The sequence below is a fragment of the Arthrobacter oryzae genome (assembly GCF_031454875.1).
GTDB classification, from domain to species: domain Bacteria; phylum Actinomycetota; class Actinomycetes; order Actinomycetales; family Micrococcaceae; genus Arthrobacter; species Arthrobacter oryzae_D.
In genome coordinates, this window is sequence record NZ_JAVDRQ010000001.1 from 450,250 (window position 1) to 463,526 (window position 13,277).

The following is a 13,277-nucleotide window of genomic DNA, read 5'->3' on the forward strand; positions in this document are numbered from 1 at the left end:
TGTGAATCATTTCGACGACGACGACGTTTCCGCCACCGCAGATCCCTCAACCGGCAGTTCATCCCGCAGCTCCGCGCGGCGCTCGGACAACAAGGTGGACCGCCGGCGGATCGAGGCGGCAGTGCGGGAAATCCTGCTGGCCATCGGTGAAGACCCGGACCGCGGCGGGCTCTTGGACACCCCCAAAAGGGTGGCCAAAGCCTACGCGGAGGTCTTCGCCGGCCTGCACCACGACCCCGCGGAAATTCTGGCCACCACCTTTGACCTGGACCACGAAGAACTGGTCCTGGTCAAGGACATTCCGTTCTATTCCACCTGCGAGCATCACCTGGTGCCGTTCCACGGCGTGGCGCACGTTGGCTACATCCCGTCCCATGACGGCAGAGTCACCGGCCTGAGCAAACTGGCCAGGCTGGTGGACATGTTCGCCAAGCGGCCGCAGGTGCAGGAACGCCTCACCACCCAGATCGTTGAAGCCCTCGTAACGCACCTCAAGCCGCGCGGTGCGATCGTGGTGGTCGAATGCGAGCATCTGTGCATGTCCATGCGCGGTATCCGCAAGCCCGGCGCCAAGACCGTCACCAGTGCCGTGCGCGGTCAACTCCATGACCCGGCCACCCGCGCCGAAGCCATGAGCCTCATACTCGGAAGGTAATAAAACAGACTATGGATTCCCTAGCTGCAGCCCCTGGAACCGGACCCGCAACAAGCCCATTGCCAATCCTGCGTAAACCGCGGCCGGCAGCCAAGTTTGAAGATCTCCCCACGGACCGCACGCTGGTGATGGGCATCCTGAACGTCACCCCGGATTCCTTCAGCGACGGCGGCAAGCACCCGACGCCGGACACAGCCATCGCGGCCGGCCTCCGGATGTTCTACGCCGGCGCCGACATCATCGACGTCGGCGGTGAATCCACGCGTCCCGGCGCGGAGGAAGTCAGCCCTGAAGAGGAACAGCGGCGTGTACTGCCGGTGGTCGCTGCCCTGGTCAAGGCCGGCGCCCTGGTCAGCATCGACACCACGCACGCGGCAACCGCGGCCGCCGCCCTCAAGGCCGGCGCTACCATCATCAACGACGTGTCCGGGCTGACGGTTGAGCCCGAGATGGCGGAACTGGCAGCGCGAACGGGCGCGCCGTACGTCCTGACCCACCGCCGCGGCGACGCCAAGACCATGAACTCGCTCTCCGACTACGGCAACGTGGCGGAGGAAGTCGCCGCCGAACTGGTGGGTGTGCGCGACAAGCTGTACGCGGCCGGTGTGGCACCGGAACAGATCATCGTGGACCCGGGCCTGGGTTTCTCCAAGAACGATGCCCAGAACTGGGAACTGCTGCGCAACATGGGGCCGCTGGAAGGCCTTGGCCACAGGATCCTGGTGGGCGCGTCCCGCAAACGCTTCCTCGGGACGCTCCTGTCCGTGGCGGGCAAAGCCGCCGCTCCCGAGGAACGGGACTACGCAACCGCCGCCATCACGTCCATCAGCGCCGTCCGTGGCGCGTGGGCGGTGCGGGTGCACGACGTCGGACCCAGCCTTGACGCGGTGAAGGTTGCCGCACGGATGTCGCCCGGACCGCTCGGCGACCCCAGTCCCACCAACTAGGCAGGCAGCCACGATGGACACAATCACGCTGAGCGGTGTTACCGCCGTCGGCCATCACGGGGTGTTCGATTTCGAACGCCGCAACGGCCAGCCGTTCATCGTTGATGCAGTGCTGCACCTGGATTTCACCAAGGCCGCCGCATCGGATGACGTATTGGACACCGCGCACTACGGCGAGGTGGCCGAACGCATCAAGCACTGGATCACGGGCGAGCCGCTGAACCTGATCGAAGCCCTTGCCGTGCGCATCGCCGACGACCTCCTGCAGGAGTTCCCGCTGGCCGCCGTGGACATCACGGTGCACAAACCCAAGGCGCCCATCGAGGTTGAGTTCGGCGACGTATCCGTCAGCGTGCATCGGCGGCGGTCATGAACCCTCCGTATTCGAACAACCCGTACGTCCGTGCCGTCCTGGCGCTCGGCAGCAACCTGGGGGAGCGGAACGACACTCTCTCCAGCGCCGTCGCCGACCTCGTGGACCGCCCGGAAGTGCGGCTGACGGCGGTGTCCCCGGTGGTCCAGACCAAGGCCGTGGGCGGACCCGAGGGGCAGCCGGATTTCCTGAACATGGTGATCACGGTGGAGACCTCGCTGCCGCCGTTGGAGCTGCTGCGCCATTGCCAGGCTGTTGAAAACAAGCACCACAGGGTCCGTGAGGTGCGGTGGGGTCCGAGGACCCTGGACGTGGACATCATCACCTACGCGGATGTGGTGAGCGCTGACCCTGTGCTGACGCTGCCGCATCCGCGCGCCGCGGAACGGGCGTTCGTGCTGTACCCCTGGTCGCTCATCGACCCCGCGGCCGAGCTCAACGGCGTACGTGTTGGGGAACTGGCGGCCAGGGCCGCCGATTTCCCTGACCTGGCTCCGTTTGACGGCTTCGGGGACTTCGACGGCATGCCCACTGCCGGAGCGGTGGAGTAGCCCGTGAAACCAGTCAATCCGTTCCTGCTGATCGTTGTGGGGCTGGTCCTGGCCATTGCCGGCTGGTTCGCGGCGGTGATGACCACCCGCTACGGCCTGGCCACACCGGTGCTGCCCCAGACCGGCCTGGTGACCATGGGAGTGATTGTGGCGCTCACGCTGGTGCTGGGGATCCGAGTGCTGCGTTGGCGGAACGGCAAGAAAAAGAAAATGCTCAACCCCATCCTGGCCGCGTGGACCCTGGTCCTCGCCCAGGCCTGCGCCTACACCGGGACTGTGCTGCTGGGCTGGCATGCGGGAATCTTCCTGGACCTGCTGCGGCTCTGGAACCTGCGCAGCGACCAGGGAATCACCTGGCTGGCCCTGTCCATGGGCGGCGGGGGACTGGCCATGATCATCGTGGGACTCGTGGTGGAACGTTTCTGCCGGATCCCGCCGGAGGACGGCGACGCCGACGGCGCCACGGGAATGCCCGGCCGGGGCGCACGTAAACCCAAGGGGGAAGGCGAATATGCCTACAGAGGCGATTGATCCGCCGGGGATCTCCTGGCTCCGGGTTTCGCCCAAATACGTAACCGTCCGCCTGGTCGAATGGGCTATCGGGAACTTGATCGCAGTGGGGCTGCTGTCCCTGCCGCTGGTGTTCACGCTGATTGGCTGGTGGTACTGGCCGCCGCTCTGGCTGGCCATCGCGGTCCCCGCGTTCATGCTGCTCCTGGCTGTCTGGCGGCTGCTGCTGATTCCGAGGCAGGTGCGGGCCATCGGCTACGCCGAGCGCGACGACGACCTCCTGATCCGCGGCGGCATCTTCTTCCAGCGCACCCTGGTTGTTCCCTACGGCCGGATGCAGTACGTGGACATCGGCGTGGGCCCGGTGGAACGCGGCCTTGGTCTGTGCACGCTGAAGCTGCACACCGCCTCAGCCGGCACCAACGCGGAGATCCCCGGCCTGCCGGCTGAAGAAGGGGCACGGCTCCGCGAACAGCTGTCCGCCCGGGGCGCGGCACGGCTGGCCGGCCTGTGACCTCCGGGCCCGCTGTGACTTCTGACGACGCAGGGCCGGCGGGCGGGCAGGCTGCCGTCAAGCCCGACGGCGAGTGGCTGCGCGTGCATCCGGCGTCACCGTTCATCCGGGGCTGGGTGGCGCTGGCCGCCATCGGCTTCTTCTTCGGCCGCGACTTTTTCGAACGGATGCTGCAGGGTCGGCCCCTCATGGACGAGATGTATTCGGGCCGGGTGCCTTTCCTGATCGCCGGCGGCGGGCTGGTGCTGGTGCTGTCCGTGCTGGGATTCATCCTGACGTGGTATTTCACCCGCTACCAGGTCGCCGAGGGCTACGTCAGGGTGAACACGGGCTTCCTGTTTAAACAGCAGCGCCAGGCCCGGTTGGACCGCGTGCAGGCCATCGACATCGTCCAGCCGCTGCTGGCCAGGATCTTCGGCCTGGCCGAACTCAAGTTCGAAGTGGCCGACGCCGGCGAATCAGCCGTGCGCCTGGCCTACCTCCGCATCGACGACGCCCGCCAGCTCCGGGCCACCATCCTGGCCCGCGCGGCCGGCCTGGAGCCCGATCCGGAGCGCCCCGAAGAAGCCCTGCCCGAGGCACCGGAATTCCCGGTCCTGTCCGTCCCGCCGTCGCGCCTGGTCGGTTCGCTGCTCCTCAGCGAGCAAAGCTTCTTTGTGGTGCTCGGCGCGGTGGCGTCCGTGGTGCTGTCCGCCATCACCGAAAACCGCGGCTTCTTCCTCTACCTGATCCCGGCCGCGCTCGGCCTGGCCGCCGCGTACTGGGGATCGTTCAACAAGGGCTACAACTTCACCGCCGCCATTTCGCCGGACGGCATCCGGCTCCGCTACGGGCTGCTGGACACGCAGGCACAGACCCTCCCACCCGGCCGGATCCAGGCCCTGAAGGTGACGCAGCCGCCGCTGTGGCGGATCTTCGGGTGGTACCGGATGCAGGTGAACGTGGCCGGGTACGGCGGTCCCGGCAGCAATGGCGAGGGTGCCTCACGCACCACGCTTCTCCCGGTGGGCCTCCTGGCCGACGTTATGAGGATGCTGTCGCTGGTGCTCCCGGACCCGGGAACGCAGGATCCGGCACGCGTCTTTACCGCCGGCCTGGCCGGCCTGGCTCCTGCCGGAGGGACTTCCGCCGGGGGCGCTTCGTCCGGAGAGTCCGACGGCGGGTTCGTCACCAGTCCCCGGCGCGTGCGGCTGCTGGCTCCGCTGGGCTGGCGCCGCAACGGCTTCGCCGCCACCGATACGGCGCTGCTGATCCGTTCCGGCCGGCTGTGGCGCGAGCTGGTGGTGGTTCCGCATCAGCGTACCCAGTCGATGGCCCTGCACCAGGGGCCGCTGGCACGCCGCTTCCGTGTGGCGGACCTGGTCCTGCACACCACAGCCGGCCCGGTGTCGCCGCGACTCATCCAGGCCGGCCTGGACGAAGCCCGTGCACTGTTCGACGCCCAGGCCGCCCGCGCCAGGGAAGCCCGAAAACGCCAAACCAGCGAGCAGTGGCTGGCGCAGGTCGCGCCGGAGGCGGTTGAGCATCCTGACCGAGCTCGCGAGGCGAGGGAGCAGCCGGGGAGCGAAACCCCGGAACCGGACTCCGAAATCGACCGCCAGGGCGAACCGCAATTCCCACAGAAACACCAGGAGGGCCCGCAGCATGGCTAAGCCAGGACGCCTTGGCGTCGGAATCATCGGTGCCGGCAAAGTGGGCGCAGTCCTCGGTGCGGCGCTCCGCGCTGCCGAGCACGCCGTCGTCGGGGTTTCCGCCGTCTCGGACGAGAGCAAGGAACGCGCCGAAACCCTGCTGCCCGGCGTTCCGGTCCTCGACGTGCAGGACATTGTGGAACGGTCCGAGCTGGTGCTGCTGGCCGTGCCGGACGACGCCCTCGGCGGACTGGTGCAGGGCCTCGCCAAGCTCGGGGCCTGGCAGCCCGGACAGCTTGTGGCGCATACGTCGGGCCGCTTCGGCGTGGGCATCCTGCATCCGGTGCGGGCCGCCGGCGCCGTCCCGCTCGCACTGCACCCTGCCATGACATTCACCGGCATGAGCCTTGATCTCACCCGGCTGCTGGACTGCACGTTCGGCGTTACGGCGGATGCCGCCATGCTGCCCATCGCCCAGGCGCTGGTGGTGGAGATGGGCGCGGAGCCGGTGGCCATCGCCGAAGGTGACAGAACGCAGTACCACGCAGCCCTGGCGCACGGCTCGAACCACCTGGTAACCCTCGTGGCCCAGGCCTCGCAGCTGCTCCGCGAAGTGGGCGTGGACAACCCCGAACGCATGCTGGGGCCGTTGCTCCGGGCCACGCTGGAGAATGCCCTTGCTTCCGGCGAAAGTGCCCTGACTGGCCCCGTGGCCCGCGGCGATGTAGGCACGGTTGCCGCGCACGCCGAGGCCCTGCGGGAACAGGACGCCGGTGCCGGCGGCGATATTCTGGAGGCCTACCTTTCCATGGCACGGGCCACCGCACGCCGCGCCGCGAGCCGGGGGCTGCTGAAGCCGGACCAGCTGGATGCCATCCGGGCTGTCCTGGACGGAACGGACAACGACGGGCCGCAGGCCACTGGAGGAAACTGACTTGGCGATCAAACTCGTGACCACCGCGGCGCAGCTGCGGGCCGAAAGCGCACGGCTGCTGACGGAAAAACAGGGTTCGTCGCAGGGCCTCGTACCCACCATGGGCGCCCTGCATGAGGGCCACGCCAGGCTGGCAGGCACCGCAGTCGAACAAAACGATGTTGTGGTGGCCAGCATCTTCGTCAATCCGCTGCAATTCGGCGAGGCCGTGGACCTGGACCGGTACCCCCGGACCCTCGAGGCGGACATGGAGCTCCTAGACGCCGAAGGGGTGGACCTGGTGTTCGCGCCGTCTGTGGAGGAGGTCTATCCGGGCGGCGAACCCCTGGTGCGTGTCACCGCGGGCCGCCTTGCTGAAAAATGGGAGGGGGCTTCCCGTCCCGGCCACTTCGACGGTGCGCTCACCGTGGTGGCCAAGCTGCTGCATTACGGGTTTCCTGGCAGCGGCCTGCCCGGCGGGGGCGCCTTCGTGACCGGCGCGGGTGCCGGCCTGCCCGCGTATCGCGCCTACTTTGGCCAGAAGGACGCCCAGCAGCTGACCCTGGTTCGTCGAATGGTGGCCGACCTGAACTTCCCCGTGGAGATCGTCGCGGTTCCCACGGTCCGGTCCGCCGACGGCCTGGCCCTGAGCAGCCGGAACAGGTTCCTTTCCGCGGAGGAACGCGAGGCCGCCCTGGTCCTGTCCCGGGCGCTGCGGCTCCTCGAGGAACGCGCCAATGCCCACGAACCGCTTGACCTGGAATCAGCCCAGGCGCTGGTGGAATCCCAGCCGCTGGTGGGACTGGAATACTTCGACGTGGTGGACCAAGCCACCCTGGAACCCCTGGCCGAGAACTGCAAGGAGACGCCGTTCCGCGGCGAAGGCCTGGCGATCATCGCGGCAAAGGTGGGGCCGGTCCGGCTGATTGACAACGTGCCGCTGAACTCCTGACCTGCTGCATTTCCGGAACCGTCTGAATCATCGAATGCATTTTTTCTAATGACGGGAATTACCCCGGGGGATACACTGTTGCAATCTGCAGCGACGACGCTCGCCGGAAACCACACTACGCAGCTCCCTAAGGGGAATCCCCATGTCTACAGACGTCTCTTCCAACGCCCACGGCGATCCCGTGGCCCCTGCAACCGCAACAGGGCAGGCCGCGGGCCCGGTGAAGATGTCCCGTGAGTCCGTCACCATCATCGTCACCCTGCTGGTTGCCACCTTCGTGGTCATCCTGAACGAAACCATCATGAACGTCGCCCTCCAGCGGCTCATGGTGGACCTCGGGGTTGACGCTCCCACAGTGCAGTGGCTCTCCACGGGCTTTATGCTCACCATGGCCGTGGTCATCCCCACCACGGGCTTCATCCTGCAGACCCTGTCCACCCGGGCTGTGTTCATGCTGGCCATGGGGCTCTTCTCCGGCGGTACACTCCTGGCCGCGCTGGCGCCCGGATTCGAAGTGCTGCTGCTTGCGCGCATTGTCCAGGCCGGCGGTACGGCCATCATGCTTCCGCTCCTGATGACCACCATCCTCACCCTGGTCCCGATCGAACGGCGCGGGGCCGTCATGGGCAACGTGAGCATCGCCATCTCGGTGGCGCCGGCCATGGGACCCACCGTTTCCGGGCTGATCCTCGAGCACTTCACCTGGCGTTTTATGTTCGTCTTCGTCCTGCCGGTTGCCCTCGCGGCCTTCGCCATCGGCGCCCGCTTCCTGACAAACATCGGCGAATCCGAGAAGACCAAACTGGACTTCCTGTCCGTGCTGCTGACCGTTCCGGCCTTCGGCGGAGTCGTCTATGGCCTCAGCCAGATCGGCGGAGGCCACGGCGGACAGAGTGGACCCGGCACCGCCGCAATCGTGGCGCTGGCCGTGGGCGTGGTGGCAATGCTGGCCTTCGTGTTCCGCCAGCTGAAGCTGCAGAAGAAGGACGCCCCGCTGTTGGACCTGCGGGCGTTCAACTTCCGCATGTTCACGGTGTCGGTGCTGCTGATGGTGGTGGCCATGATCGCCCTGTTCGGCGCCGTCATCCTGCTGCCGCTGTACCTGCAGGAAATCCGCGGCCTGAAATCCCTCGAAACCGGCCTGGCGCTGCTTCCGGGCGGCCTGGCGATGGGTCTCCTGGGACCTGTCATCGGCCGCTGGTTCGACAAGGTGGGCCCGCTGCCCCTGACCGTCACCGGTTCCGTCATGATGGTGCTTTCCCTCTGGCAGTTCTCCATGCTGGATGCCGGAACAGCCGTCTGGTGGATCGTGACGCTGCACGTGGTGCTGAGCCTCGGCCTGGCGCTCCTGTTCACTCCCGCGTTCACCACCGGACTCAATCCGCTGCCGCCGCACCTTTACTCGCACGGATCAGCCATCATGAGCACGCTGCAGCAGGTGGCCGGTGCCGCCGGAACGGCGCTGCTGGTGTCGATCTACGCCGTAGTGGCCGCAGGATCGGGCATCGTCGCCGGCATGCACGCCGCTTTCCTGACGGCGGCCGTCATAGCCGTCGCCGCCGTCGTGCTGTCCGCGATGATGCGCAAGACCGCCGGGGCCGGGCACCCGGCACCCGCAGCCCACTAACCTCCCAACCAGCGCGCTACTAAGCGTGCCATTAAGCGCGAACGGACACTTGAGGCCCCAAAAAAGCGGGGCCTCAAGTGTCCGTTCGCGCTTAGAGCGGGACTGGGCCCGAGGGAACGTCAGCCGGCGAAGAACTCGCTGAGTTCGGTGATCAGCTTGTCCGGCGCCCGATTGACGCCGTCGTGGCCGGCGCCGGGCAGGATGGTGTAGCTGGAACCGGAAAGGACATCGTGGATCTGGCCGCACGCGATGCCGAAGTAGGCCGGGCTCTTTTCGCCCACGATGATGAGGGTCTCGAGCGGCAGGGCCAGGAACGGCTCGGCCGGCATATCCGCGGCGATGATCGCCTTGATCTCGCGGACACCGGCCTTCATCAGCTCACGCAGCTGCTTGCCCACCGGCGTCCCGGCCGTGAGTTTGTTGGCGAGCGTGAGCATCGACAGCGGCATCCGTGAGGACAGGGCGCCGCCCGTCTCGAGCCCCCGGACCAGCACGGCGAGGGCCCGGTCGTCATCGCCGGCCGCCGTCGCGCGTTCGTATTCGGAAATCCAGTCCGCCTTGACGCTGTGGTTCACGGACACGGCGGGATCGTAAACCGCCAACCGTTCCACCGGGAGGGTGCGGGCCGCGTGCAGCGCCACGGCGCCGCCGAAGCTGTGGCCGAACACGTCCGTGCTGTCCGTGTGCTTCATCACCGTGTCAAGGTCGCGGATGTCCACATCCAGCGTGTAGTCCTCCGGCTGCGGCGACGATTCGCCGCGCCCGCGCCGGTTGAACGTGTGCACCGGCCGGCCCAGCGAGGCGCTCAGCTTCTGGGCAAACCGCGTGTAGTCCGCGGCGGTAACCATTGAGGCCTGAACGACGACGACGCCCGAGCCTGCGGAGGCCAGCTCGGCTCCCGTGGTGTAAAGCTCCAGCGTTCCGCCGTCGGGTGTTTTGATGTTCTCGCGCGTCATGTTCCGAGCCTACCCGGGGCGGCAGGAACCGCACAGCAGCGGGGCGGGGGCACACAGGAAAGCAGCAGGAAATACGCGGCGGACGGTCAGCCCTTGAAGTATTCGGAGATGTCCGAGACGAGTTCCTTCACAGCGGCGGGGATGGAGCCGTGGAAGCACTTGGGCGACAGCTCGTAGGTGCTTCCCGGCACGGCGGCGTGGAGGCGCTGGGCGGTCACCTTGTAATAGCTCGGGCTCTTGCCGCCCGCCATGAAGTGGGTGGAGGCGGGGAGCACGCTGAAGTCCCGGGCGTGGTCGGCCTCGTTGTATGCGGCCCGCAGCTCGCCCACTGCGCTGGGCATGACTTCGCTGAACATCCTGTTCAGCCTGGTGCGGGACACCAGCGCCATCAAACCGGCAAGCAGAGGTTCCGGGATCCTGGCCATCGCGGTGCCTGGTTTCGTGGCTTTCTTCATGTGGGCCAGGGCATGGCCTATGTTGCCGCTGTTGACCGCCCGTTCGAAACCGTTCAGCCAGCCGGTGTCGATGCTGCCGTCGATGTTCACGGCGGCGTCGTACACGGCGAGCTTGTCGGGGACATAGGGGGTGCCCGTGAACTCCTGGACCGCGTTGAGTGCCACGGAGCCGCCCAGGCTATGTCCGAACAGGTTGCGGGCTCCGGTAGCGTCCATGATGGTCCCGACGTCGGCAATTTCGGTGGCCATCGAGTAGTCCGCCGGTTGTGGCGTGGAATCGCCGCGGCCGCGCCGGTCATAGACGTCCACGGCCCAGCCCTCGCCGAGGCCTTTGGACAGCGCCTCGGAAAACGGCCGGTAGATCAGCGCCGTCAGGAAGGCGCCGCCGATCACCACCACGCGGCGCTCGCCGGGCGCATCCACAGTGCCGTAGCTGTACAAAGCCAGCCTGCCGCCGTCGTGCGTGGCGACCACCTGCTGCGCCACTGATTCCTTGTCCTTGAAGGCTTCCTTCACGGACCAATCCTAAAGCGGCTGCCCAGCGGGTGCCGCGCGGCGCGGATCCGCTGGAGCCGCAGGCCGACGTCGTTTGCCAGGAACCGTGCCGTAGTGAGGGCCAGGCGGTGGCCCGGTCGGAGTGGCCCCTCGTGGAGCTGACCGGGGACCAGCGCAAAGTCAATGGCCGGCACGGCAGCCGCGAGCTGGCGGCCGGTCTCGGCGAAGTATGCCGGGCTCCATCCGCCACTGAGCATCAGGGTGGGTGTGGTGACGGCGGCGAACTCCGCAAGCTCGGCGTCTGCGTTGAGTACGGCCCGCATCTCGGCGACGGCGGTGGGCAGCAGCTGCCGCATCTCTCCTCCGAGCCGCGTCCGGGCGGACAGGATGCTCAGCATGCGCAGTGCGCCGAGCGGAAGTTTGGATACCGGGCCGGCCGTTTCCAGACCCTGCACCAGGTGTGCCCAGGCGTGATCGAGCTGGCCGGCTGCCATGGAGTGCTCCAGTTCCGGCCGCCACCGGCGTTCCAGGCTGCCGGACAGGGAAACTGCAGCGTCGTAGGTCACGAGCCGGCCGATGTGCTCGGTCCGGGCAGCCTGCAGCGCCACAAAACCGCCGTAGCTGTGGGCCACCACGTCCGCGGAACCGGTAGCCCGCATGACGGACGCCAGGTCGCGGACCTCGGTTGCCACTGAATAGTCGTCGCCTTGGCCGGAGGACCCGGCGCGGCCGCGGCGGTTGTAGGTATGGACCGGCCGGCCCAGCAGGCGGGCAATCTTCATGGCAAAAGGGCGGTAGAGCGCGTCGGTCACCAGGGTCCCGTGGATGACGACGACGCCGGGTTGCCCCGCGCTGTCCCGGTCACCGTCCGGGCTGCCGTTCGGGCGGCCGTCCGCTGCCGGCAAGGCGGGGGACACCGCCGGCCTGAAGGAGTGCACTTCAAGGTGACTGTCGCCGTCGTCCGTCCTGATCGTCCGAGTCTCCACAGCCCCGAGTCTATGCCTCTCCCCGCAGCAGCCTCATCCCCTCCTCCTCCGGAGTTTTTTGTCCGGAAAATGAGGGATAAACGGGCCGTAGCGGGCATTATCCGGCCAAAAACCCGGCGGTGAGGGGAATCATGGTCCGCCGGAAAAACATGCCGCGGAACTCCCGGTAAACTTAGGGATTGTGACTTCCCAAAACACCCCCACTCCGACCAATGCTGCCGAACCGGCGGACGCCAGCGAGCAGATGCGCATCCGCATGGAGAAGCGCGCCAAGCTGATTGAACGCGGCGAGGCGTACCCGGTGGGTGTGGAGCGCACGCATTCCCTGAGCGAGATCCGCGAGAAGTACGCCCACCTCGAGGCCGATGAGACCACCGGGGACGTTGTTGGCGTCAGCGGCCGCATCGTGTTCATCCGCAACACCGGCAAGCTGTGCTTCGCGACGCTCCAGGAGGGCGGTACGGACGGTAAGGGCACCCGCCTCCAGGCCATGCTGAGCCTTGCCAACGTCGGTGAGGAATCCCTGGCCGAATGGAAGGCCCTGGTGGACCTGGGCGACCACGTCTTTATCAAGGGCGAGGTCATCTCCTCCCGCCGCGGCGAACTGTCCGTGATGGCCGATTCCTGGTCTATGGCATCGAAGGCCCTGCGCCCGCTGCCTGTGCTGCACGCCGGCCTGAACGAGGAAACCCGCGTCCGCCAGCGCTACGTGGACCTGATGGTCCGCGATGAGGCCCGCGAGATGGTGTACACCCGAGCCGCGATCACCCGCTCAATCCGGGAGAGCCTGCACCGCCGCAACTACGTCGAGGTGGAAACCCCGATGCTCCAGCTGGTCCATGGCGGCGCCCTGGCCCGGCCGTTCGAGACCCACATGAATGCCTTCGACCAGAAGATGACCCTGCGCATCGCCACCGAGCTGTACCTCAAGCGCGCAGTGGTGGGCGGGATCGACCGTGTCTACGACATGGGACGGGTGTTCCGCAACGAGGGCGTGGACTCCACGCACAGCCCGGAATTCACCACACTGGAGTGCTACGAGGCCTGGGCCGACCAGTTCGTCATGGCAGACCGCATCAAGGAGATCATCCTCGACGCCGCTGACGCGGCCGGTGTGGGCCGCACCATCCAGACCGAAGCCGGGGAAATCAACCTCGACGGCGAATGGGCCTGGCTTGCTGTATACCCCGGACTTTCCGACGCCGTGGGTCAGGAAATCACGCCTGACACCACCGTGGAGGAACTGCGGGCCCTGGCGGCCAAGCACGACGTCAAGGTCGATCCCAGATGGGATGCCGAGAAGCTGGCCGTTGAACTGTTCGGCGAAATTGTGGAACCCACCCTGCTGAACCCCACGTTCGTGTACAACTACCCGCCGTCCGCGCAGCCCCTTGCGCGCCAGCACCGCGACGACGACCGCCTGATCGAAGCCTGGGACCTGATCATCGGCGGCATGGAGCGTGGCACGGCCTTCTCCGAGCTCATCGACCCCGTGATCCAGCGGGAACGCCTTACCGAGCAGTCCATGCACGCCGCTGCAGGTGACGTGGAGGCCATGCAGCTCGATGAGGACTTCCTCCGCGCGCTCGAGTACGGCGCCCCGCCCATGGGCGGCATCGGCCTGGGCATCGACCGCCTGGTGATGCTGTTTACCGGAGCCGGCATCCGCGAAACCATCCTCTTCCCGCTCCTTAAGCCTGAAGGGCACTGAC

General features: G+C 67.1%; 14 protein-coding genes. 11 read left to right on the forward strand and 3 right to left on the reverse strand.

Annotated features, from left to right (window positions below; all coding sequences use genetic code 11):
- The first annotated feature begins 1 nt into the window (after position 1).
- From folE to J2805_RS02170, 10 genes are all read left to right on the forward strand, one after another.
- The gene (gene folE / locus J2805_RS02125; protein WP_309968417.1) at positions 2-655 is read left to right on the forward strand and encodes a GTP cyclohydrolase I FolE; all 654 of its coding nucleotides are present in this window, start codon (positions 2-4) and stop codon (positions 653-655) included.
- Between the two features lie 11 nt (positions 656-666).
- Positions 667-1,602, forward strand: a complete 936-nt coding sequence (folP, locus tag J2805_RS02130) for a dihydropteroate synthase (RefSeq protein ID WP_309968420.1) — start codon at positions 667-669, stop codon at positions 1,600-1,602.
- A 13-nt stretch (positions 1,603-1,615) separates the two neighbouring features.
- Positions 1,616-1,975 carry a dihydroneopterin aldolase gene (gene folB, locus J2805_RS02135; protein WP_104175608.1) on the forward strand — a complete coding sequence of 120 codons (360 nt, stop codon included), beginning with the start codon at positions 1,616-1,618 and terminating at the stop codon, positions 1,973-1,975.
- The gene (folK, locus tag J2805_RS02140) at positions 1,972-2,526 is read left to right on the forward strand and encodes a 2-amino-4-hydroxy-6-hydroxymethyldihydropteridine diphosphokinase (RefSeq protein ID WP_309968425.1); all 555 of its coding nucleotides are present in this window, start codon (positions 1,972-1,974) and stop codon (positions 2,524-2,526) included. The genes folB and folK overlap by 4 nt, the downstream gene beginning before the upstream one ends.
- 3 nt (positions 2,527-2,529) lie before the next feature.
- Entirely contained in the window at positions 2,530-3,057 is a 528-nt protein-coding gene (locus tag J2805_RS02145) for a DUF3180 domain-containing protein (RefSeq protein ID WP_309968428.1), read from the forward strand.
- Complete coding sequence (locus J2805_RS02150; protein ID WP_309968432.1) at positions 3,038-3,550, forward strand: PH domain-containing protein; 513 nt, start codon at positions 3,038-3,040, stop codon at positions 3,548-3,550. Before J2805_RS02145 ends, J2805_RS02150 begins: the two co-directional genes overlap by 20 nt.
- A gap of 14 nt (positions 3,551-3,564) precedes the next feature.
- The gene (locus J2805_RS02155) at positions 3,565-5,202 is read left to right on the forward strand and encodes a PH domain-containing protein (RefSeq protein ID WP_309968435.1); all 1,638 of its coding nucleotides are present in this window, start codon (positions 3,565-3,567) and stop codon (positions 5,200-5,202) included.
- Positions 5,195-6,115 (forward strand): Rossmann-like and DUF2520 domain-containing protein, encoded by a 921-nt coding sequence (locus tag J2805_RS02160; protein WP_309968438.1) that lies wholly within the window; start codon positions 5,195-5,197, stop codon positions 6,113-6,115. The genes J2805_RS02155 and J2805_RS02160 overlap by 8 nt, the downstream gene beginning before the upstream one ends.
- A gap of 1 nt (position 6,116) precedes the next feature.
- Complete coding sequence (locus J2805_RS02165; protein WP_309968440.1) at positions 6,117-7,046, forward strand: 4-phosphopantoate--beta-alanine ligase; 930 nt, start codon at positions 6,117-6,119, stop codon at positions 7,044-7,046.
- A 142-nt stretch (positions 7,047-7,188) separates the two neighbouring features.
- On the forward strand, positions 7,189-8,673 hold the full coding sequence (locus J2805_RS02170; protein WP_309968444.1) for a DHA2 family efflux MFS transporter permease subunit: 1,485 nt from the start codon (positions 7,189-7,191) through the stop codon (positions 8,671-8,673).
- Positions 8,674-8,792: 119 nt separating this feature from the next.
- Here J2805_RS02170 and J2805_RS02175 read toward each other — a convergent pair whose 3' ends face one another.
- From J2805_RS02175 to J2805_RS02185, 3 genes are all read right to left on the reverse strand, one after another.
- Positions 8,793-9,629 carry an alpha/beta fold hydrolase gene (locus J2805_RS02175; protein ID WP_309968448.1) on the reverse strand — a complete coding sequence of 279 codons (837 nt, stop codon included), beginning with the start codon at positions 9,627-9,629 and terminating at the stop codon, positions 8,793-8,795.
- Between the two features lie 86 nt (positions 9,630-9,715).
- A complete protein-coding gene (locus tag J2805_RS02180; RefSeq protein WP_396134183.1) occupies positions 9,716-10,600 on the reverse strand; it encodes an alpha/beta fold hydrolase in 885 nt (294 codons plus the stop codon).
- Positions 10,597-11,484, reverse strand: coding sequence for an alpha/beta fold hydrolase (locus tag J2805_RS02185; protein ID WP_396134199.1), 888 nt, complete (start codon positions 11,482-11,484; stop codon positions 10,597-10,599). Before J2805_RS02185 ends, J2805_RS02180 begins: the two co-directional genes overlap by 4 nt.
- Positions 11,485-11,746: 262 nt before the next feature.
- On the opposite strand from J2805_RS02185, the gene lysS reads away from it, so the two are divergent.
- Positions 11,747-13,276 (forward strand): lysine--tRNA ligase, encoded by a 1,530-nt coding sequence (lysS, locus tag J2805_RS02190; RefSeq protein ID WP_309968454.1) that lies wholly within the window; start codon positions 11,747-11,749, stop codon positions 13,274-13,276.
- Position 13,277: the final 1 nt, after the last annotated feature.

Excerpts from the sequence above, each read along its gene's own strand:
- folB (WP_104175608.1), top strand. The coding sequence starts at position 1,616 with ATGGACACAATCACGCTGAGCGGTGTTACCGCCGTCGGCCATCACGGG.
- folP (WP_309968420.1), top strand. The coding sequence starts at position 667 with ATGGATTCCCTAGCTGCAGCCCCTGGAACCGGACCCGCAACAAGCCCA.
- J2805_RS02150 (WP_309968432.1), top strand. The coding sequence starts at position 3,038 with ATGCCTACAGAGGCGATTGATCCGCCGGGGATCTCCTGGCTCCGGGTT.
- folK (WP_309968425.1), top strand. The coding sequence starts at position 1,972 with ATGAACCCTCCGTATTCGAACAACCCGTACGTCCGTGCCGTCCTGGCG.
- J2805_RS02170 (WP_309968444.1), top strand. The coding sequence starts at position 7,189 with ATGTCTACAGACGTCTCTTCCAACGCCCACGGCGATCCCGTGGCCCCT.
- J2805_RS02175 (WP_309968448.1), bottom strand. The coding sequence starts at position 9,629 with ATGACGCGCGAGAACATCAAAACACCCGACGGCGGAACGCTGGAGCTT.
- J2805_RS02160 (WP_309968438.1), top strand. The coding sequence starts at position 5,195 with ATGGCTAAGCCAGGACGCCTTGGCGTCGGAATCATCGGTGCCGGCAAA.